Annotated in this window: 17 protein-coding genes and 1 pseudogene; 9 read left to right on the top strand and 9 right to left on the bottom strand. The window is 64.5% G+C overall.

The genetic code is table 11. The features are described 5' to 3' along the window. The first annotated feature begins 92 nt into the window (after positions 1-92). Both ompR and CAG33_RS16500 read left to right on the top strand, forming a co-directional pair. Positions 93-833 carry a two-component system response regulator OmpR gene (ompR, locus tag CAG33_RS16505; RefSeq protein ID WP_085581968.1) on the top strand — a complete coding sequence of 247 codons (741 nt, stop codon included), beginning with the start codon at positions 93-95 and terminating at the stop codon, positions 831-833. 101 nt (positions 834-934) lie between these two features. After that, on the top strand, positions 935-2248 hold the full coding sequence (locus tag CAG33_RS16500) for an ATP-binding protein (RefSeq protein ID WP_085581966.1): 1314 nt from the start codon (positions 935-937) through the stop codon (positions 2246-2248). 153 nt (positions 2249-2401) lie between these two features. On the opposite strand, the gene rimK is transcribed toward CAG33_RS16500, so the two are convergent. Next, on the bottom strand, positions 2402-3307 hold the full coding sequence (gene rimK / locus CAG33_RS16495; RefSeq protein ID WP_065257794.1) for a 30S ribosomal protein S6--L-glutamate ligase: 906 nt from the start codon (positions 3305-3307) through the stop codon (positions 2402-2404). Next, positions 3304-3750: an ATP-dependent zinc protease gene (locus CAG33_RS16490; RefSeq protein WP_170930020.1), complete on the bottom strand. Its 447-nt coding sequence runs from the start codon at positions 3748-3750 to the stop codon at positions 3304-3306. The genes rimK and CAG33_RS16490 overlap by 4 nt, the downstream gene beginning before the upstream one ends. Before the next feature lie 211 nt (positions 3751-3961). Between CAG33_RS16490 and CAG33_RS16485 the strand changes: the two genes are divergently transcribed. Next, positions 3962-4369, top strand: coding sequence for an RNA-binding S4 domain-containing protein (locus CAG33_RS16485; protein WP_085581962.1), 408 nt, complete (start codon positions 3962-3964; stop codon positions 4367-4369). Between the two features lie 87 nt (positions 4370-4456). Here CAG33_RS16485 and CAG33_RS16480 read toward each other — a convergent pair whose 3' ends face one another. Then, positions 4457-5257 carry a phosphatase PAP2 family protein gene (locus tag CAG33_RS16480; protein WP_085581960.1) on the bottom strand — a complete coding sequence of 267 codons (801 nt, stop codon included), beginning with the start codon at positions 5255-5257 and terminating at the stop codon, positions 4457-4459. Positions 5258-5360: 103 nt separating this feature from the next. Between CAG33_RS16480 and hslO the strand changes: the two genes are divergently transcribed. Both hslO and CAG33_RS16470 read left to right on the top strand, forming a co-directional pair. Continuing rightward, on the top strand, positions 5361-6263 hold the full coding sequence (hslO, locus tag CAG33_RS16475) for an Hsp33 family molecular chaperone HslO (protein WP_085581958.1): 903 nt from the start codon (positions 5361-5363) through the stop codon (positions 6261-6263). A 181-nt stretch (positions 6264-6444) separates the two neighbouring features. After that, positions 6445-7986 carry a phosphoenolpyruvate carboxykinase gene (locus tag CAG33_RS16470; RefSeq protein ID WP_085581956.1) on the top strand — a complete coding sequence of 514 codons (1542 nt, stop codon included), beginning with the start codon at positions 6445-6447 and terminating at the stop codon, positions 7984-7986. A 135-nt stretch (positions 7987-8121) separates the two neighbouring features. On the opposite strand, the gene CAG33_RS16465 is transcribed toward CAG33_RS16470, so the two are convergent. Both CAG33_RS16465 and CAG33_RS16460 read right to left on the bottom strand, forming a co-directional pair. Then, the gene (locus CAG33_RS16465) at positions 8122-9249 is read right to left on the bottom strand and encodes a hypothetical protein (protein ID WP_085631907.1); all 1128 of its coding nucleotides are present in this window, start codon (positions 9247-9249) and stop codon (positions 8122-8124) included. 97 nt (positions 9250-9346) lie between these two features. Next, positions 9347-9634, bottom strand: coding sequence for a hypothetical protein (locus CAG33_RS16460; protein WP_170930018.1), 288 nt, complete (start codon positions 9632-9634; stop codon positions 9347-9349). A 283-nt stretch (positions 9635-9917) separates the two neighbouring features. Here CAG33_RS16460 and CAG33_RS16455 point away from each other — a divergent pair, with 283 nt between their 5' ends. Continuing rightward, a complete protein-coding gene (locus CAG33_RS16455) occupies positions 9918-10421 on the top strand; it encodes a polysaccharide deacetylase (RefSeq protein WP_085639440.1) in 504 nt (167 codons plus the stop codon). Between the two features lie 13 nt (positions 10422-10434). Here CAG33_RS16455 and CAG33_RS28780 read toward each other — a convergent pair whose 3' ends face one another. Continuing rightward, positions 10435-10566, bottom strand: a complete 132-nt coding sequence (locus CAG33_RS28780) for a hypothetical protein (protein ID WP_256576451.1) — start codon at positions 10564-10566, stop codon at positions 10435-10437. A gap of 252 nt (positions 10567-10818) precedes the next feature. Between CAG33_RS28780 and CAG33_RS16450 the strand changes: the two are divergent. From CAG33_RS16450 to CAG33_RS16440, 3 genes and pseudogenes are all read left to right on the top strand, one after another. Beyond that, positions 10819-12741, top strand: a pseudogene (locus CAG33_RS16450) (ATP-dependent DNA helicase RecQ); the annotation flags it as partial. Positions 12742-12971: 230 nt separating this feature from the next. Beyond that, a complete protein-coding gene (locus CAG33_RS16445; protein WP_085639434.1) occupies positions 12972-14198 on the top strand; it encodes a 3-hydroxyacyl-CoA dehydrogenase in 1227 nt (408 codons plus the stop codon). Between the two features lie 83 nt (positions 14199-14281). Further along, entirely contained in the window at positions 14282-14713 is a 432-nt protein-coding gene (locus CAG33_RS16440) for a thioesterase family protein (RefSeq protein ID WP_085639431.1), read from the top strand. A gap of 67 nt (positions 14714-14780) precedes the next feature. On the opposite strand, the gene CAG33_RS16435 is transcribed toward CAG33_RS16440, so the two are convergent. The 3 genes from CAG33_RS16435 to fdhD all read right to left on the bottom strand — a co-directional run bounded on the left by CAG33_RS16435 (position 14781) and on the right by fdhD (position 18723). Next, positions 14781-15260, bottom strand: coding sequence for a YMGG-like glycine zipper-containing protein (locus CAG33_RS16435; protein WP_085581944.1), 480 nt, complete (start codon positions 15258-15260; stop codon positions 14781-14783). Positions 15261-15538: 278 nt separating this feature from the next. After that, positions 15539-17887, bottom strand: a complete 2349-nt coding sequence (locus tag CAG33_RS16430; protein ID WP_085581941.1) for an FdhF/YdeP family oxidoreductase — start codon at positions 17885-17887, stop codon at positions 15539-15541. Next, on the bottom strand, positions 17884-18723 hold the full coding sequence (fdhD, locus tag CAG33_RS16425; RefSeq protein WP_085581939.1) for a formate dehydrogenase accessory sulfurtransferase FdhD: 840 nt from the start codon (positions 18721-18723) through the stop codon (positions 17884-17886). The genes CAG33_RS16430 and fdhD overlap by 4 nt, the downstream gene beginning before the upstream one ends. Positions 18724-18777: the final 54 nt, after the last annotated feature.

Genomic DNA, 18777 nt, shown 5'->3' with positions numbered 1-18777 from the left:
TCTGGCAGTGAAGGAAAAATCTGCTAACAATGCACACGGTGCGTATAACGGCAGCTACGCCATAATGCGCGCCGAGCTAAAAGGAGCATCCAATGAGCAGCACTGCACAAACTGCTGAAGGCGAAAAAATTCTCATCGTTGACGACGATCCGGGGCTGAGCAGCCTGCTGGAGCGCTTTTTCGTCAGCAAGGGCTACCGTGCCCGTGCCGTACCGAACACCGAGCAGATGGACCGTCTGCTGTCCCGCGAAGTGTTCAACCTGGTCGTCCTCGACCTGATGCTGCCAGGCGAAGACGGCTTGACCGCATGCCGCCGCCTGCGGGCCGCGAACAATCAGATTCCGATCATCATGCTCACCGCCAAGGGCGACGAGCTGAGCCGCATCAAGGGCCTGGAACTGGGCGCCGACGATTACCTGGCCAAGCCGTTCAACCCCGACGAGCTGATGGCCCGCGTCAAGGCCGTGCTGCGCCGTCAGGCTCCGGCCGTGCCGGGCGCACCGGGCAGCGAAGACGAAAACGTCACCTTCGGCGATTACGTGCTGTCCCTGGCCACCCGCGAACTCAAGCGCGGTGACGAAGTGCACATGCTGACCACCGGCGAATTCGCGGTGCTCAAGGCACTGGTGATGAACGCCCGCCAGCCGCTGACCCGAGACAAACTGATGAACCTGGCCCGTGGCCGGGAATGGGATGCGCTGGAGCGCTCCATCGACGTGCAGATTTCCCGTCTGCGCCGGATGATCGAACCCGATCCGTCCAAACCGCGCTACATCCAGACCGTCTGGGGCGTAGGCTATGTGTTCGTGCCGGACGGCAACTCCACCAAGTGACCGGTGATCTGCAGTAGCGGGTCTGGCGGATGTTCGCCGGCAGACTCGCCCTCCGCAATGTGCGAGCATGGCTCGCTCCTGCAAGCGTGTAGCGGCTATTCATGAAGACCCCCGTCTGGTTCCCCCAAAGTTTCTTTTCCCGCACCTTGTGGCTGGTGCTCATCGTCGTGCTGTTCTCCAAGGCCCTGACCCTGGTGTACCTGCTGATGAACGAGGACGTGCTGGTGGACCGCCAATACAGCCACGGCGTCGCCCTGACGCTGCGCGCCTATTGGGCGGCCGACGAAGAGAACCGCGCGAAGATCGCCGATGCCGCGACCCTGATCCGGGTGGTGGGCGCCGGGGTGCCGGAAGGCGAGCAGCATTGGCCGTACAGCGAGATCTACCAGCGGCAGATGCAGGCCGAACTCGGCGCCGACACCGAAGTGCGTCTGCGCATGCATTCGCCGCCGGCCTTGTGGGTGCGGGCGCCGAGCCTGGGCGACGGCTGGCTGAAGGTGCCGCTGTACCCGCACCCGTTGCGCGGGCAGAAGATCTGGAACGTGCTCGGCTGGTTCCTGGCCATCGGGCTGCTGTCCACCGCGTCGGCGTGGATCTTCGTCAGCCAGCTCAACCAGCCGCTCAAGCGCCTGGTCTATGCCGCCCGGCAACTCGGCCAGGGCCGCAGCGTGCGGCTGCCGATCAGCGACACCCCCAGCGAGATGACCGAGGTGTACCGCGCCTTCAACCAGATGGCCGAAGACGTGGAGCAGGCGGGCCGCGAGCGCGAACTGATGCTGGCCGGGGTTTCCCATGACCTGCGCACGCCGCTCACCCGGTTGCGGCTGTCGCTGGAACTGATGGGCGACCGCACCGACCTCACCAACGACATGGTGCGCGACATCGAAGACATGGACGCGATCCTCGACCAGTTCCTGGCCTTCATCCGTGACGGACGGGACGAGACGGTGGAGGAGGTGGACCTGAGCGACCTGGTGCGCGAGGTGGCGGCGCCCTACAACCAGAACGAAGAAAAGGTGCGCCTGCGCCTGGAGCCGATCCAGCCGTTCCCGCTGCGCCGGGTGTCGATGAAGCGCCTGCTCAATAACCTGATCGGCAACGCGCTGAACCATGCCGGCAGCGGCGTGGAGGTGGCGGCCTACGTGTCCGGCGACACCAGCGCTCCGTATGTGGTGCTGAGCGTGATGGACCGCGGGGCGGGGATCGACCCGGCGGAGCTGGAGGCGATCTTCAACCCGTTCACCCGCGGCGACCGCGCACGGGGCGGCAAGGGCACCGGGCTGGGCCTGGCGATCGTCAAGCGGATCGCTTCGATGCACGGCGGCAACGTGGAACTGCGCAACCGCTCCGGCGGCGGGCTGGAGGCGCGGGTGCGGTTGCCGTTGGGGTTGATGCTGCCGCGGGATGCGGTCTAGCGGGCCGGATCTTCCGTGGGACTGAGGGCCTCATCGCGAGCAGGCTCGCTCCCACATTGATCTGGGGCGTTCACAGCCGTCGTGAACGGCGCGGAATCTGTGGGAGCGAGCCTGCCCGCGATGGCGGCCTTGCGGCCGCCCCTTCTGTGAAGGTCAGCCTTTGCCCTTGGTGCGGGTCATGTTCGGCCCGCCGTTCTTCTCGAGGTGTTCGATGATGATCCCGGCCACGTTCTTGCCGGTGGTGGTCTCGATCCCTTCCAGACCGGGCGAGGAGTTCACCTCCATCACCAGCGGCCCGTGATTGGAGCGCAGGATGTCCACGCCGGCCACGGTCAGCCCCATCACCTTGGCGGCCCGCAGGGCGGTCATGCGTTCCTCGGGGGTGATCTTGATCAGGCTGGCGCTGCCGCCGCGGTGCAGGTTGGAGCGGAACTCCCCCGGCTTGGCCTGGCGCTTCATCGCCGCGATCACCTTGTCGCCGACCACGAAGCAGCGGATGTCCGCGCCGCCGGCTTCCTTGATGTATTCCTGCACCATGATGTTCTGCTTCAGGCCCATGAACGCCTCGATCACGGACTCGGCGGCGGTCGCGGTTTCGCACAGCACCACGCCGATGCCCTGGGTGCCTTCCAGCACCTTGATCACCAGGGGGGCGCCGTTGACCATGTCGATCAGGTCGGGAATGTCGTCCGGCGAGTGGGCGAAGCCGGTCACCGGCAGGCCGATGCCGCGGCGCGACAGCAGCTGCAGCGAACGCAGCTTGTCCCGCGAACGGGCGATGGCCACCGATTCGTTGAGCGGAAACACCCCCATCATCTCGAACTGACGCAACACCGCGCAGCCGTAGAACGTCACCGACGCGCCGATCCGCGGGATCACCGCGTCGAAGCCTTCCAGCGGCTTGCCGCGGTAGTGGATCTGCGGCTTGTGGCTGGCGATGTTCATGTAGGCGCGCAAGGTGTCGATCACCACCATTTCATGCCCGCGTTCGGTTCCGGCTTCGACCAGACGGCGGGTGGAATACAGACGCGGGTTCCGCGACAGCACAGCGATCTTCATGCAACACCTGTGGAGGAGGTAGATACCGGGAACACCGGCTTGTCTTGTACATACTTGACGCCCGGACTGACCACCAACTGACCGTCGATCAGGGCTTTGGAACCGAGCAGCAGGCGATAGCGCATGGACTTGCGGCAGGCGAGGGTGAATTCGACCGGCCAGACCCGGTCGCCCAGGGCCAGGGTGGTGCTGATCACGTAGCGCACCTGGGCCTGGCCGTTGGAGCTCTTGATGGTCTTTCGGGTGACCAGCGGTGCTTCGCAGCGCCGGTGGCGCAGTTGCACCACCGTGCCCAGGTGCGCGGTGAAGCGCACCCACTTCTCGCCGTCGCGCTCGAACGGCTCGATGTCGGTGGCGTGGAGGCTGGAGGTGCTGGCGCCGGTGTCGATCTTCGCCCGCAGGCCCGCCACTCCCAGATCCGGGAGCGCCACCCACTCGCGCAGACCGACGACGGTCAAATGGTCAAATGTCTTCAAAAAAATGCTCAGCCGGTGAGACCGTCCGGCCCGGGGGCCGCAATGGCGGTATTCACGCAGAATAAGGGTTAAAAGGCGACAGATATCTGCGGGCCGGATTGTAATCCGGGACGGCGCCGTTCATGGCACGACAGAAACGGTAGTACAGTTCACCAATATTTCAGAATGAGGAAAATCCATGGCACAAAAAAGCGAAGAGGACGACAAGGTCCGTCTCGACAAATGGCTGTGGGCGGCGCGGTTCTACAAAACCCGTGCGTTGGCCAAGGCGGCCATCGAGAGCGGCAAGGTGCATTGTCGGGGGGAGCGTTGCAAGCCTGGCAAAGAGCCACGCATCGGCGATGAATTCGAGATCCGCACCGGCTTCGATGAACGCACGGTGGTGGTTCAGGCCTTGTCGATCGTGCGCCGCGGCGCGCCCGAGGCGCAGACGCTGTATGCCGAGACCGACGCCAGCGTCGCCAAGCGCGAAGCGGCAGCGGCGATGCGCAAGGCCGGCGCGCTGGGGGTGAGCACCGACGGCAAGCCGAGCAAGAAACAGCGGCGGGATCTGTTCAAGTTTCGTGGGAGCAGCAGCGGCGAATAGCGCCGCTGTTTCGTTGGATTCAGGGCAGGCCCGGTCGAACGCTGTTCGACCAGTGCGGGAGCGAGCCTGCCCGCAACCGAGGCAGTATCAGACGCCGCGCACCACACTCATCCGCGACACCACCGGCAACTTGCCCAGCAGGGCGAAGACCGGCGCCGTCACCTTCAGCCAGAAGTTCGCGGCATGGTGCGCGAACGGCGTGTAGTAGCCCCAGCCCAGCGCCCACACGGCCAGCAGCAGACCGCCGATGTAGTCGTCCTGGCCCCAATGCGCGCCGGCCACCAGCCGCGGCAGCATGAACAGCAGCGCCAGGCCCCAGACCGTCAGGCGCTGGCCGGCGGTGCGGCTGAACACGCCCATGAACAGCGCCCAGATCAGCAGCACCGAAGCGTGGTCACCGGGGAAGCTCTGGCTCGAACGGTCCTTCAGCTCCCAGGTCTTTTCCAGGTGCGGGAAGAAATCGCTGATGTGCACCGCCCCCTCCAGCACCATCGACGGGCTGCTGTGCTGCCAGCCCATGTGGTCGGCGAACTTGGAGAACAGGGCGCGGATGACCACCATCAGCAGCAGGATCGAGAAGAAACCGAAGAAGGCGCGGCGCACGTCGGTGGCCTTGAAGACCCAGTCGCCCTTGATCAGCAGTGTCAGGAGGATCAGGCCGACCACGATGTCGAAAGGGCGCAGACTTGCAATTGCCCAGATGTGGAGCCATATGGGGTTGCTGGCCAATGGCGCGTTGAGTGAGCGGAACAGCCACTCGTCGAAAACCGAACACAGCATCTGGCCCGTAGGCCATAACCAGAAAGCCAGCAGTGCCAACGGCACCGCGTTGCACAGAACCAGCCGGCCGAGGTTCCACCTTGATTGGAACAAACCCGGATTGTTCATAAAATGCCTCCCGTGGCAGAACAGGCGCACCAAAAAGGGTGCCAAGAAGCGCAAATTTTCATCTTTTGTAACCATTTTGTCATCTTATTCAGATACCGAGCCCATGACCGATTTCCCGGATACCGACTACACCCAACGCTTCATCTTCGATGACAGCGACACCCGCGGCGAACTGGTGGCGCTGGAGCGCAGTTACGCCGAAGTCCTCGCCAAGCACCCCTATCCGGAGCCGGTGGCGCAGCTGCTGGGCGAGCTCATGGCGGCCGCCTCGCTGCTGGTGGGCACCCTCAAATTCGACGGTCTGCTGATCCTTCAGGCCCGCTCCGAAGGCCCGGTGCCGCTGCTTATGATCGAGTGCTCCAGCGAGCGCGAGATCCGTGGCCTGGCCCGCTACCACGCCGATCAGATCGCGCCGAACGCGTCCCTGGCCGACCTGATGCCCAACGGCGTGCTGGCCCTGACCGTCGACCCGACCGCCGGCCAGCGCTACCAGGGCATCGTCGACCTCGACGGCGAGACCCTGTCCGACTGCTTCACCAACTACTTCGTCATGTCCCAGCAGGTGGGCACCCGCTTCAAGCTGTACGCCGACGGCCGTCGCGCCCGTGGCCTGCTGCTGCAGCAACTGCCGGCCGACCGCCTGAAGGACGAAGAGGAGCGCGCCGCGAGCTGGCAGCACATCACTGCGCTGGCCAGCACCCTGACCGCCGACGAACTGCTGAGCCTGGACAACGAAACCGTGCTCCATCGCCTCTACCATGAAGAGCAGGTGCGCCTGTTCGATGTGCAGAAACTGCGTTTCCGCTGCAGCTGCTCCCGGGAGCGTTCGGGCAATGCGCTGGTCAGTCTGGGTCTTGAGGATGCGCAGCAGTTGGTGGCCGAACACGGCGGCCAGGTCGAGATCGATTGCCAGTTCTGCAACGAGCGCTACCTGTTCGACGCGGCGGACATCGCTCAATTGTTCGCCGGCGCGGGTGTCGAGACACCGTCAGATACCCGGCACTAAAACGTTTCAGCGCAGGTAAATTCACTGCCCGGCGACGGATTAACGCCGTTACGACGGGAGGGCCCTACTCTTTTTGGGCTTTTCTGGCATAATCCGGCGCACTTTTTTCGCGGTAGTAGTGCACGACTTTCTACTACAAAACGTTTGGAGCACACTCGGCCACTGGCCGACGGGGAAACTCATGACGCAAGCCAATAACGCCGTGTACACCGATCTGAGTGTTGATGATCTGGTAAAAGAAGCCCTGAAACGCGGTGAGGGCGAGCTTGCCGATACCGGCGCCCTGGTTGTCCGCACCGGTCACCGCACCGGCCGTTCGCCAGTCGACCGTTTCATCGTTGAAGAGCCTTCCACCCAGGCCGCCATCGCCTGGGGCCCGATCAACCGCAAGTTCCCGGCCGACAAGTTCGACGCGCTGTGGGCCCGGGTCGAAGCCTTCAACAATGCGCAAGAGCACTTCGTTTCCCACGTGCATGTAGGTGCGGCGGCCGAGCACTACCTGGCCGTGAAGATGACCACCCAGACCGCCTGGCAGAACCTGTTCGGCCGTTGCCTGTTCATCAACCCTGCGCAATACAACCCGGCCGGCCGCGACGAGTGGCAAGTGCTCAACGTCGCCAACTTCGAGTGCGTGCCGGAGCGTGACGGCACCAACTCCGACGGTTGCGTGATCATCAACTTCGCCCAGAAGAAAGTGCTGATCGCCGGCATGCGTTACGCCGGTGAAATGAAGAAAGCCATGTTCTCCGTGCAGAACTTCCTGCTGCCGGCCGCCGACGTGCTGCCGATGCACTGCGCCGCCAACATCGGCGAAGAAGGCGACGTGACCCTGTTCTTCGGTCTGTCCGGCACCGGCAAGACCACCCTGTCCGCCGACGAAAGCCGTTACCTGATCGGTGACGACGAACACGGCTGGGGCGAAGGCGTGGTGTTCAACATCGAAGGCGGTTGCTATGCCAAGTGCATCGACCTGTCCGAGAAGAACGAGCCGGTGATCTGGAAAGCCATCAAGCACGGCGCGGTGCTGGAGAACGTCGTCATCGACGACGCCAAGCACGCCGACTACGCCGATGTCAGCCTGACCCAGAACAGCCGCGCAGCCTACCCGCTGGAGCACGTCGCCAAGCGTTCCGAGAAGAACCTGGGCGGCGAGCCGAACGCCGTGATCTTCCTGACCTGCGACCTGACCGGCGTTCTGCCGCCGGTGTCTATCCTGAACAACGAGCAGGCGGCCTACCACTTCCTGTCCGGCTACACCGCTCTGGTGGGATCGACTGAAATGGGTTCGGGCAGCGGCATCAAGTCGACCTTCTCCACCTGCTTCGGCGCACCGTTCTTCCCGCGTCCGGCAGGCGAGTACGCCGAGCTGCTGATCAAGCGCATCAAGGGCTTCAACTCCAAGGTCTACCTGGTCAACACCGGCTGGACCGGCGGTGGCTACGGCGTCGGCAAACGCTTCAACATCCCGACCACCCGTGCGGTGATCGCAGCGATCCAGAGCGGCGCGCTGATCGGTGCCGAAACCGAGCACCTGGACACCATCAACCTGGACGTGCCGCTGGCCGTGCCGGGCGTCGAAACCAACCTGCTCAACCCGCGCAACACCTGGGCTGACAAGGCTGCCTACGACGAAGCCGCCAAAGCGTTGGCCGGTCTGTTCATCGAGAACTTCAAGAAGTTCGAAGTGAGCGACGCGATCAAGGCTGCCGGGCCGAAGCTGTAAGGTCTGGTTCTGCGCATGAAGAAGCCGCCCCTTGGGGCGGCTTTTTTGTGGGCGTCTTCCTTGCCGGATCCTGCCCGCGGCTCGGCGGGCACCGCTGCCCCGCGGGCGGGAAACGACTGTCCGGTGCTATGCACATCAACGGATGTGCCGGTACGCCTCCACATCCAGCACGCTGGTCGTCAGCCCGCTGCCCGGCGCGTAGATCCCGCCCTTTACCGCCGAGAACCTGACGCCGTTGCTGCCCAGCGAGACATAGCGCTCGCCTTCGTCCAGCTCGGTGAACCAGGTGTAGGAGCATTTCTCCATGAGCTTGTACTTGGCCGCGTCGCGCACCATCGCGTCGCCGTGGCCCTTGAGGGTGGCATCGCTCAGCTTGAGGGGCTTGCTCAACGGGGTGCCCCAGCGTTGCAGGCACACTTCGGCGAAGTGGCGAACCATTAGGCCTGGTTCGGGCAAGGCCTTGGGGCCGCTGACGCCGTCGGCGGACGCGTTGCCGACCAGGGTGGCGTGGCGGCCGGGCATCGGGTAGACATGGGTGCGGGTGCCGACGGCGGTTTGCGGGATCACGCAACTGAAGCCTTTGGAGCGTTCGTCCCGGGCGTAGAACCCGACATACTCTTTCACGTTGCGGTTGAGCTTGATGCGGTGTTCCTGAAAGTTGCCGATGCCCGGCACCGGATCAATGGCGAAGATGTTCACCGGAATGTGGGCAAGTTGCGCATCGTTGTACATCGCATTGGCCAGCATATGGCAACTGATGCCTCCCCGGCTCCAGCCCACGAGATTGACCTGGGTGGGAATGACGCCGTCCTTGCGGAAGGTCTTGATGATCTGTTCCTGAAGGGCTTGTTGGGTAATGCTGCGTTCGCCGTAGTTGTACTTTCGCCAGAACCAGGATCCTTCGGTCTTCACGTCTTCGATGGGAATGCCGGCCGCCTTGAGGCGGTTGTACTCGGCCTCCGTCAGCCGCTGGCGCTGCCAGGTGCATTTGCCCTTGATGACATTGATCGCATGCTGGACGTTCTCCTCCCAGCCTTTGCCGAACAGCGTGCCGCTGAGCCCGTAGTCCTTGTTCTGCACAAACAGTTCGTCGGCCTGCAGGTTGCCGGTGCCGGGGCCGTCGATCACGATCCACTCGGCGAACTCGCGGCCGGTGTGACGGGAGGCGAGGGAGGACACCAACTCGCCGTCCCAGTAGTTGGCATGGGTCGTGTCGAGCCGGGTCGAGCCTGTGCCGCAGAAGAAAATGGTCAAAGTTGTCATGACGTTGCTCTTGTTTGATGTAAGAGCAAGCAGGCTAGTGGTCACCGTTCTGCGGTTGAAGCGATGGATTATTGCCGGGTTTGTGCCGCCTATTGAGTTAGCCGGTATGCCTTAGTTGCTGTTTTGCGACTTCAAGTAGTTCACAACCGTCTTGCGTCAACAAATAAAGGGCATTGACGATGTTAGGGATGTCTTTGACATCCGCTTGCTTGAAACACATGCAGTAAAGGGTTTCCAGCAGATCGCTGGCGGCGCGGATGCGCTGTTGCGCCGCGTCGAGCAGATCGCCGTGGCGGGCCTCGGTGTCGATGACCAGTGTCGGGCTGTCGTTGTAACTGGTCTTGAGGGGACGATAGCGGTCGGGCATCGGGTTGAACGTGTTCATGGCTCGGAGGTGTCCTGTACGAAGTCACGCTTCAGTTGCGCCGGCCACTATAGGAGTGCGGGTGAAGGTGGGACAAGACAGCCGCAATGGACAGACTTTGTAAGGGTTTTACCGGGGATTGAGGATTTGCCCTACGCGTTTTCGCGGCTTTTCAGGGCTAAACCCTTAGCGGTCAAATTTCCTACCCGATTCTCAGGCGATTCTTGTGAAACCTCTGTATGGTGCGCGCCAGAATCCGTAGGGCGTTTCCGTGCGTCCGATACACGCTTAAAGGGAATTGGGTATGCAGTGGCTAAGAATGGCCTCGATCTTGTTGTTGTGGGTGGGCGCTTGCCGCCCGGGCATCGCTTCCGATGCGGGCAATGCGCTGGTGCTGACGAATCTTGAGCGCAGCGGCTGGCCGGACGCGCTGACCAGCCAGGCGAACGTCGATACGGCCTCCCGTGCCGAAGTGCTGATGTTCGCCAAGGCCTTGCTGGCCAGCGAGGCGCTGGACGAGCAGGGGCTGAAGCGGCGCCTGGAGGTGCCGCAGGTGCGCCTGGAGTCGATCCGCCGGGTGCGCGACGGCCTGTGGGAAGGCTTGCTGGGCACCTACCGCAACGCCAGCCTGAACTGCGACGGACAAGCGTTTTGCCCGCGGGTGCGCAATGTCGCCGACCTGCGCCAGTTGGCGGCGGCGTTCACCGGCGACATCAGCCCTGCCCATGCGCTGTGGGCCAGCCGCAGCCAAGGTCTGCATGAGCAGACGGTGAACGAGCAACTGCGGGTGGCCTCGCTGCGGCCCTGACGTGCGGCGGGGTCTACGCCGTGCCGGCGGATGCGGGGCCCGCGAGCCCGGCCTGGGGCTGGAAGTCCTCGGGGATCGGTACGCAGCCGTTCAGCAGCGGCGGTGCGATGAGCAAGGCGAGGGTCAAGGTCAGTCTGTGCAGCATGAACGATTCCTTTGCGGATGACGTGCGCACATCCGCCGTCATGGCGCGATGCAGGTAAACGCAGGTCAATGGGCGGCCACCCTAGCCTCCGTCCGGCGCGTCGGCGAGCGGCAAAGTGTGTCTTTTGATGCAGGCGCCGATGCCTTCGGCGGGGCTGTATCATTCCGTATCGATTTGCTTTGCGGGCTCCCTCGACTCGCTGCGGTCGTCCGCTAGGCTGTGGTCTCGTCAGCAGTCAAGGAGCGACAGCCCATGCACGACACCCTGAAGCGGGTCTTCGGTTATCCACAGTTCCGTCCCGGCCAGGAGGCCACGGTCACCGCGGTGCTGGCCGGGCGTCCGGCGGCGGCTATCTTCCCCACAGGCTCGGGCAAGTCGCTGTGCTACCAGTTGCCGGCATTGCTGCTGCCGCACCTCACCCTGGTGATTTCTCCGTTGCTGGCGCTGATGCAGGACCAGTTGGCGTTCCTCGCGCGCCACGGCATTGCGGCCGGCAGCATCGACTCGGCGCAAAGCCGTGACGAGGCCAATGCCGTGATGGCCCGTGCCCGCTCCGGCGAGCTGAAGATCCTGATGGTTTCGGTGGAGCGCCTGAAGAACGAGCGCTTTCGCCATTTCCTCCAGCAGGTGCCGATCTCGCTGCTGGTGGTGGACGAGGCCCATTGCATCTCGGAGTGGGGCCACAACTTCCGGCCCGACTACCTCAAGCTGCCGGACTACCAACGTCAGTTCGGCATTCCACAGGCCCTGTTGCTGACCGCCACGGCGACGCCGCAGGTCATCGCCGACATGCAGGCCAGGTTCGCCATCGCCGCCGGGGATGTGGTGACCACGGGCTTCTACCGGCCCAACCTCGACCTGCGGGTGGAACCGGTTCAGGGGCAGGACAAGCGCCGCCGGCTGGTGGAATGGATGGGCGAACGTGCGGGCCGGCCGGGTATCGTCTACGTCACCCTGCAAAAGACCGCCGAGCAGATCGCCGAGCATCTGGGCCGTCACGGGATTCCCGCCGAGGCCTATCACGCCGGCTTGCCGGGGGATCGGCGGGAGGCGGTGCAGAAGCGCTTCATGGCCGGGCAGACCCACTGCATCGTCGCCACCATCGCGTTCGGCATGGGCATCGACAAGCGGGACATCCGCCACGTGGTGCATCTCGACCTGCCCAAATCCATCGAGAACTACAGCCAGGAAATCGGCCGCGCCGGGCGTGACGGGCAACGTTCGGAGTGCCTGGTGCTGGCCAACCGCGACAGCCTGAACGTGCTGGAGAACTTTGTGTACGGCGACACGCCGGAACAGGACGGCATCCGTTGCGTGCTGGACGAAGTGCTGGCGGCCGGTCACGGTCAGTGGGAGTTCCTGCAGGGCCCGCTGGCGGATCGGAGCAATATCCGTGCGCTGCCGCTCAAGACACTGTTGGTGCAACTGGAACTTAAGGGGCTGATTGCGCCGCGCTACGCCTATTACGCCGAGTACCGCTTCAAGTACCTGCTGGAGCCGGAGGCGTTGCTGGAGCGTTTCGACGGCGAGCGCCGGGCCTTCGTCGCAGCGCTCATCCAGGCCTCGCCCCGCGCGCGCACCTGGGCCACGGTGGACTTCGACGCCTTGTCCCGACACTACGGCGCCGAGCGGGGCCGGGTGGTGAAGGCGCTGGATCACTTTCAGGAAAAGGGCTGGATCGAGCTGGAAAGCAAGCAGATGACCGAGGTCTACGGCGTGCTGGACAGCGGCTTCGACAGCCAGGCCTTGAGCCGCGAGTTGCATGGACATTTCTCCCGCCACGAGCGAACCGAAGTGGCGCGGATACACGCCATGCTCGAGCTGTTCGCCTCTGAACGCTGCCTGGGGCGCCGACTGGCCGAACACTTCGGCGACCATGACGCGCCGGTGCAGTGCGGGCACTGTTCGGTATGCAACGGCCAGGTCGCAACGCTCCCCTTGCCGCCGAAGCTGCCGGCGCTTGTGGATAAGTCGTTCGCGGCATTGTGCGGGGCTTTTATCCACAGGCACGGACAGCACACGGGCAACCCACCTTCGGCGCAGCGGCTGACCCGGTTTCTCTGCGGCATCGGCGCGCCGTTGTTCACCAAGCTCAAGGCGCGGACGATCGCCGGCCATGGGGCACTGGAAGCCTATCCCTATGCCGAGGTGCGCGCCTGGGTGGAGCGGCACCTGTCCGGTGGCTCCGACGCTGCGGTGATCGCAGGCTCCGCATTCACCCATGATCCCTGTGAGAGCCATCCGGCCGGCGAAGGCTTCAGCCCAGGCGCCGCACGGCTGAGTCAAGACGGTGGCGTGGCCGCATCCATCCGCTGAATGTCGATCATCACGGGAACGGGCTTCTAAAACGGCCGTCGGTTGACTAGGGTGAAACCTGTCTTCGGGTCGCCAACAAGAGAACCGCAATGAGCCAGACATCCTTCGAAATCCGCCAGGCTGCCGTGATCGGCGCCGGCACCATGGGCCGCGGCATCGTCATGTGCCTGGCCAATGCCGGCGTGGCGGTGCAGTGGGTCGACAACAATCCGCAGATGCTGGAGCAGGCGCTGGCCGCAGTGGCCGACACCTATGCCCACAACGTGCGCCAGGGGCGCATCGGGCAGGACGAGGCCGACGCCCGTGTCGCCCGCATCACCTCGGCGGCGGACTACATCGCGATCCGCAATGTCGATCTGGTGATCGAAGCGGTGTACGAAAACCTGGAGCTCAAGCAGAAGATCTTCCGCGAGCTCGACGGCCTGCTCAAGCCCGGGGCGCTGCTGGCCAGCAACACCTCGGCGCTGGACATCGATGCGATCGCCGCCGCGACGCGGCGGCCGGCCCAGGTGCTGGGCCTGCATTTCTTCAGCCCGGCGCACATCATGAAACTGCTGGAGATCGTGCGCGGCGCGCAGACCTCGCCGGCGGTGCTGGAGGCAGCGCTGGCGCTGGGGGCGCGCATGGGCAAGGTCAGTGTGGTCTCGGGCAATTGCCACGGTTTCATCGGCAACCGCATGCTGCACCCGTATGTGCTTGAAGCCCGCAAGATGCTGCTGGAGGGCGCTTATCCACAACAGGTCGACGCCGCCTTGCAGGGCTTCGGCTTCGCCATGGGCCCGTTTCGCATGTATGACGTGGTCGGCATCGACCTGGAGTGGCGGGCCCGGGAGTTGGCCGGCAAGGGACAGGACGCCCCGGAGATCCAGGTGGACAACCGCTTGTGCGAACTCGGGCGGTTCGGCCAGAAATCCGGCAGCGGCTACTACCGCTATGAGCCGGGCAGCCGGCAGGCCGAGCATGATCCGGAGGTGGACGCGCTGGTGCTGGAGGTCAGCGAACGGCTGGGCTTCCATCGTCGCGTGATCGGGCCTGAGGAGGTTCTGGAGCGGTGCTTGCTGGCGCTGGTCAACGAGGGGGCGAAGATCCTTCAGGAAGGCATTGCCCGCTGCGCCCATGACATCGATCTGGTGTACCTGAACGGCTACGGTTTCCCGGCGGACAAGGGCGGGCCGATGGCCTGGGCGGATTCCCAGGGGCTGGCGGACATCCACCAGCGCTTGCTGGCGTTGGAGACACGGCAGGGGGATCAGTGGAAGCCGGCGCGGTTGATCGGTGAGCTGGCGGCGCAGGGCAAGGGATTCGCCGATGACTGAGTCCCCGTCGCGAGCTTGCCGGCGATTGGGAACGGCACGGATTTGACCTTAGACTCACCACCCGACTTCAGGAACTGACACCGATGTCCAATCCGATGCCGCAACGCAGCGAATACCCGCACTTCCAGCCGATCACCACCCGCTGGCACGATAACGACGCTTACGGTCACGTCAACAACGTCACCTATTACAGCTTCTTCGATACGGCGGTGAACACGTACCTGATCCAGGTGGGCGGGTTGGATATCCATGACGGGGAGGTCGTGGGGTTCGTGGTCAGCTCGTCGTGCGACTACTTCGCTTCGATCGCGTTTCCGGACCTGATCGAAGTCGGTCTGCGGGTCGGCAAGCTGGGCAACAGTTCGGTGCAGTACGAACTGGCGGTGTTCAAGGCCGGCGAAAGCGAAGCCTGCGCCGCCGGACAGTTCGTCCATGTGTTCGTCGACCGGGCCAGCAACCGGCCTGCGCCGATTCCGCCGCAACTGCGGCAGGCACTGGAAGGCCTGGTGGTGTGACAGGCAAAAAAAAACGCAGCCTTCAGGCTGCGTTTCTCGGTTCACCGGGCAACGGGGCGCTGAGGCCTCAGTCGCGGTAGTAGCGGTGATGCTTGCGGTGGCCGTAGGCGTGGCCACGGCCAGGGTGATGGTCGCGGTAGTAGCGACGGTCATCGTGACGGCGGTCGTAACGACGGTCGTCGTCATCGCTCTTGTTGCCCATGTAGTTACCCAGCGCGCCGCCGGCGCCGCCGCCTGCCGCTGCGCCGATCAGGCTGCCGGTGGTGCCGCCCATGCTGCGGCCGACCACGTTGCCGCCGGCTGCGCCCAGCGCACCGCCGATGGCGGCTTCGCCGCGGCTGCGTTTGTCTGCGCCGACCGCACTGCCGCCTGCGCCGCCCAGGGCCGCGCCGATGGTGGAGCCGGTGCTGCCGCCCAAGGACTGGCCGACGACCGAACCAAGCACCCCGCCCAATGCGCCGCCCACGCCTGCTTCAGCGGTGCCTCCGGCAGAGGCGACGCCACTGACCAGGCCAAGGGACAACAAGAGAATCGAGGAGAACTTCATAGCGGAGCCTCAAAGGGATGACGGCGCGATCCTGAGGCTGTGGAATAGGCGTGACAATCGAAATCCGACGAGTAGCACGACTTGTGCACAATTCGCTAAGTTATTGTTTTTTGGTTGGAACTTAACCGATTTTCACCGGTCTTTAGCTACTTCGAAAAGGCCGCTTTCATGCAGAAGCGGCCTTTTTTGTGGGCGTTCGAAAATGCGCCGGGGCGAGGGAGCTTGACACCGAACGGGAGTCCTTCGGACTCCAGCGGGAGCGAGCGCCCTCATCACCATTACGCAGACTTGGACATGATCAGCCCGGTTTCGCTCGCAGCCTCCAGGCGGATCGCGATGAACTTCGAAGTCGGCGTATGGCTGCCGTCGCCGACGCTTTCCAGCGGCACCAGCGGGTTCACTTCCGGGTAGTAGGCCGCCGCCTGGCCGGCGGGAATGTCGAACGCCAAGAGGGTGAAGCCCTTCACCCGACGCTCGCGGCCGTCTTCCCACAGCGACACGATGTCGGCCTTCTGGCCCGGCTTGAAGCCCAGGCGGATGATGTCGGCTTCGTTGGCGAACAGCACGTCGCGCTGGCCCTTCACGCCGCGGTAGCGGTCGTCGAGGCCATAGATGGTGGTGTTGTACTGATCGTGGGAACGCATCGACTGCAGGATCAGGTCCGGCAGTTGCCCCGTGGCGCGGGTGCGTTCGTGGATCAGATCCTTGGGCAGGGCGTTGGCCTTGAAGTTGGCCCGGCCCGAGGCGGTGTTCCACTTGCGTGCGCCGGCGGTGTTGCCGAGGTAGAAGCCGCCCGGGTGCTTGACCTTCTCGTTGAAGTCCTTGAAGGCCGGAATGGTGTCGGCGATCAGGTCGCGGATGCGCCGGTAGTCGGCCACCAGCCAGTTCCAGTCCACGGGCTTGCTGCCCAGGGTCGCGGCGGCGATGCCGGCGATGATCGACGGTTCCGAACGCATCTGGTTCGACAGCGGCTGCAACTGGCCGTTGGAGGCGTGCACCATGCTGAAGGAGTCTTCCACGGTGACCGCTTGCGGGCCTTCGCCCTGCAGGTCGATGTCGGTGCGGCCCAGGCACGGCAGGATCAGCGCGTCCTTGCCGTGGGCCAGGTGGCTGCGGTTGAGCTTGGTGCTGATCTGCACGGTCAGGTCGCAGTTGCGCAGGGCCTGGAAGGTGCGCGGGCTGTCCGGGGTGGCCTGGGCGAAGTTGCCGCCCAGGCCGATGAACACCTTGGCGCGCCCTTCGGCCATGGCATGGATCGCCTCGACCACGTTGTGGCCGTTGTGGCGTGGCACCTTGAACTGGAAGCGCCGCTCCAGGGCGTCGAGGAACGCCGCCGGCGGACGTTCGTTGATGCCCATGGTGCGGTCGCCCTGCACATTGCTGTGGCCGCGCACCGGGCACAGGCCGGCGCCGGGCCTGCCGATGTTGCCGCGCAGCAGCATCAGGTTGGCGATTTCCTGGATGGTCGGCACCGAGTGGCGGTGCTGGGTGATGCCCATCGCCCAGCACATGATCACGTTCTTGCCCTTGGCGTACATCCGCGCGGCCCGTTCGATCTCCACCAGGGTCAGGCCCGATTGCGCAACGATCTGTTCCCACGGCGTGTCGTCGACGACGGCCAGGTAATCCAGCACGTTGACGCTGTGTTCATTGAGGAAGCCGTGGTCGAACACGGCGGGGGCACCGGCCTTCTGCGCATCGCGCTCCCATTGCAGCAGGAACTTGGCCATGCCGCGCAGCACCGCCATGTCGCCGCCCAGGGCCGGACGGAAATACGCGGTGTTGGTCGGCTTGTCGCCGTTGGTCAGCATCTCCAGCGGATGCTGCGGGTGCTGGAAGCGTTCCAGGCCACGTTCCTTCAACGGGTTGATGCACACCACCTGGGCGCCGCGCTTGACCGCCTCGCGCAGCGGTTCGAGCATCCGCGGGTGGTTGGTGCCGGGGTTCTGGCCCCAGACGAAAATCGCATCGGCATGCTCGAAGTCGTCGAAGGTCACGGTGCCCTTGCCGACGCCGACACTCTGCGCCAGCGCCACGCCGCTGGCCTCATGGCACATGTTCGAGCAGTCGGGGAAGTTGTTGGTGCCGTAGGCGCGTACGAACAGCTGATAGAGGTACGCCGCTTCGTTGCTGGCCCGGCCCGAGGTGTAGAACTCGGCCTGATCCGGGCTCGACAGGGCTTGCAGGTGCCTGCCGATCAACGCGAAGGCGTCGTCCCAGGCGATGGCCTTGTAGCGGTCGGTCTCGGCGTCGTACACCATCGGCTCGGTCAGGCGGCCCTGGTACTCCAGCCAGTAGTCGCTCTGCTCCAGCAGCGAGGTGACGCTGTGCTTGGCGAAGAACTTCGCGTCCACCCGGCGCTTGGTCGCTTCCCAGTTCACGGCCTTGGCGCCGTTCTCGCAGAACTTCACCATCCCGCTTTCCGGCGAATCGCCCCAGGCGCAGCCGGGGCAGTCGAAGCCGCCGTTCTGGTTGGTCTTGAGCATCATGCGCAGGTTCTTCAGCGCGTTGTCGCTGGTCAGCCAGGCCTGGGCCACGCTGATCAGGGCGCCCCAGCCGCCGGCCGGGCCTTTGTACGGCTTGTAGCGCGGGACGGGTTTCTGGTCGGCTTGATGATGTTGGCTCACAGGTGTTTCTCCCTTTCTGGGCTGTACACCCGCGGCGCGTTCTTCTGCGGCAGGTGGATGAGATTGAGGTTGTGCCGGCGGGCCCACTGCACCGCGAGGCCGGTGGGCGCCGACAGGCTGACGAGGGTCTGGATGCCGGCCCGCAGGACTTTCTGGATCAGTTCTAGGCTGCAGCGGCTGGTGACGATCGCCGCACCGCCGGCTGTGGAAATCTTTTGCCGCACCAGGCCGCCGATCAGCTTGTCGAGGGCGTTGTGCCGGCCGATGTCTTCGCGGCCCAGCAGCAGCTCGCCATTGGCGTTCATGAACACCGCCGCATGCACGGCGCCGCAGTGCTGGCCCAGCGGCTGGAACTCGCTGATGCGCTGGCGCAGGCCGTCGAGCCACTGCGGCGGCGGCAAGGGCGCGCCGGGCAGTTCGGCGAGTTCGGGCAGCGCCTGTTCCACCGCTTCCACGCCGCACAACCCGCAGCCGCTGGTGCCGGCCAGTTGCCGACGCTGTTGCTTGAGGTTCCAGAAAGCGCGGTTGGCGATGGTCACCTGCGCGTACTGCGCCTGGCCTGAGCCGGTCAGTTGCAGGTCATAGATGTCGGCGGCGTCTTCGATGATGCCGCTGCCCAGGCTGAAGCCGACGATGAAGTCTTCCAGGTCGGTCGGGCTCACCAGCATGACGGCCTGGCTGATGCCGTTGTAGGCGATCGCCAAGGCGACTTCCTCGGCCAGGGCGGTGGCGGCCGATTCGTTTTGGGGAAGGTCGCTGTAGCTGTAGGTGCGGCTCGCGGCGGGCGCGCCCGTTTCGACAGCAGGCGCCGCGCAGGCAGGGCGCTTGGCGTTCATGGCATCACCGACGGATTGATCAACGTTAAGCCTAGGCGCGTCAAGTTGTCGCGT

The organism is Pseudomonas sp. B3(2017) (assembly GCF_002113595.1).
Classification (GTDB): domain Bacteria; phylum Pseudomonadota; class Gammaproteobacteria; order Pseudomonadales; family Pseudomonadaceae; genus Aquipseudomonas; species Aquipseudomonas ekonensis.
The sequence above is the reverse complement of the archived record's forward strand: the minus strand, read 5'-3'. Positions and strand labels throughout refer to the sequence as shown.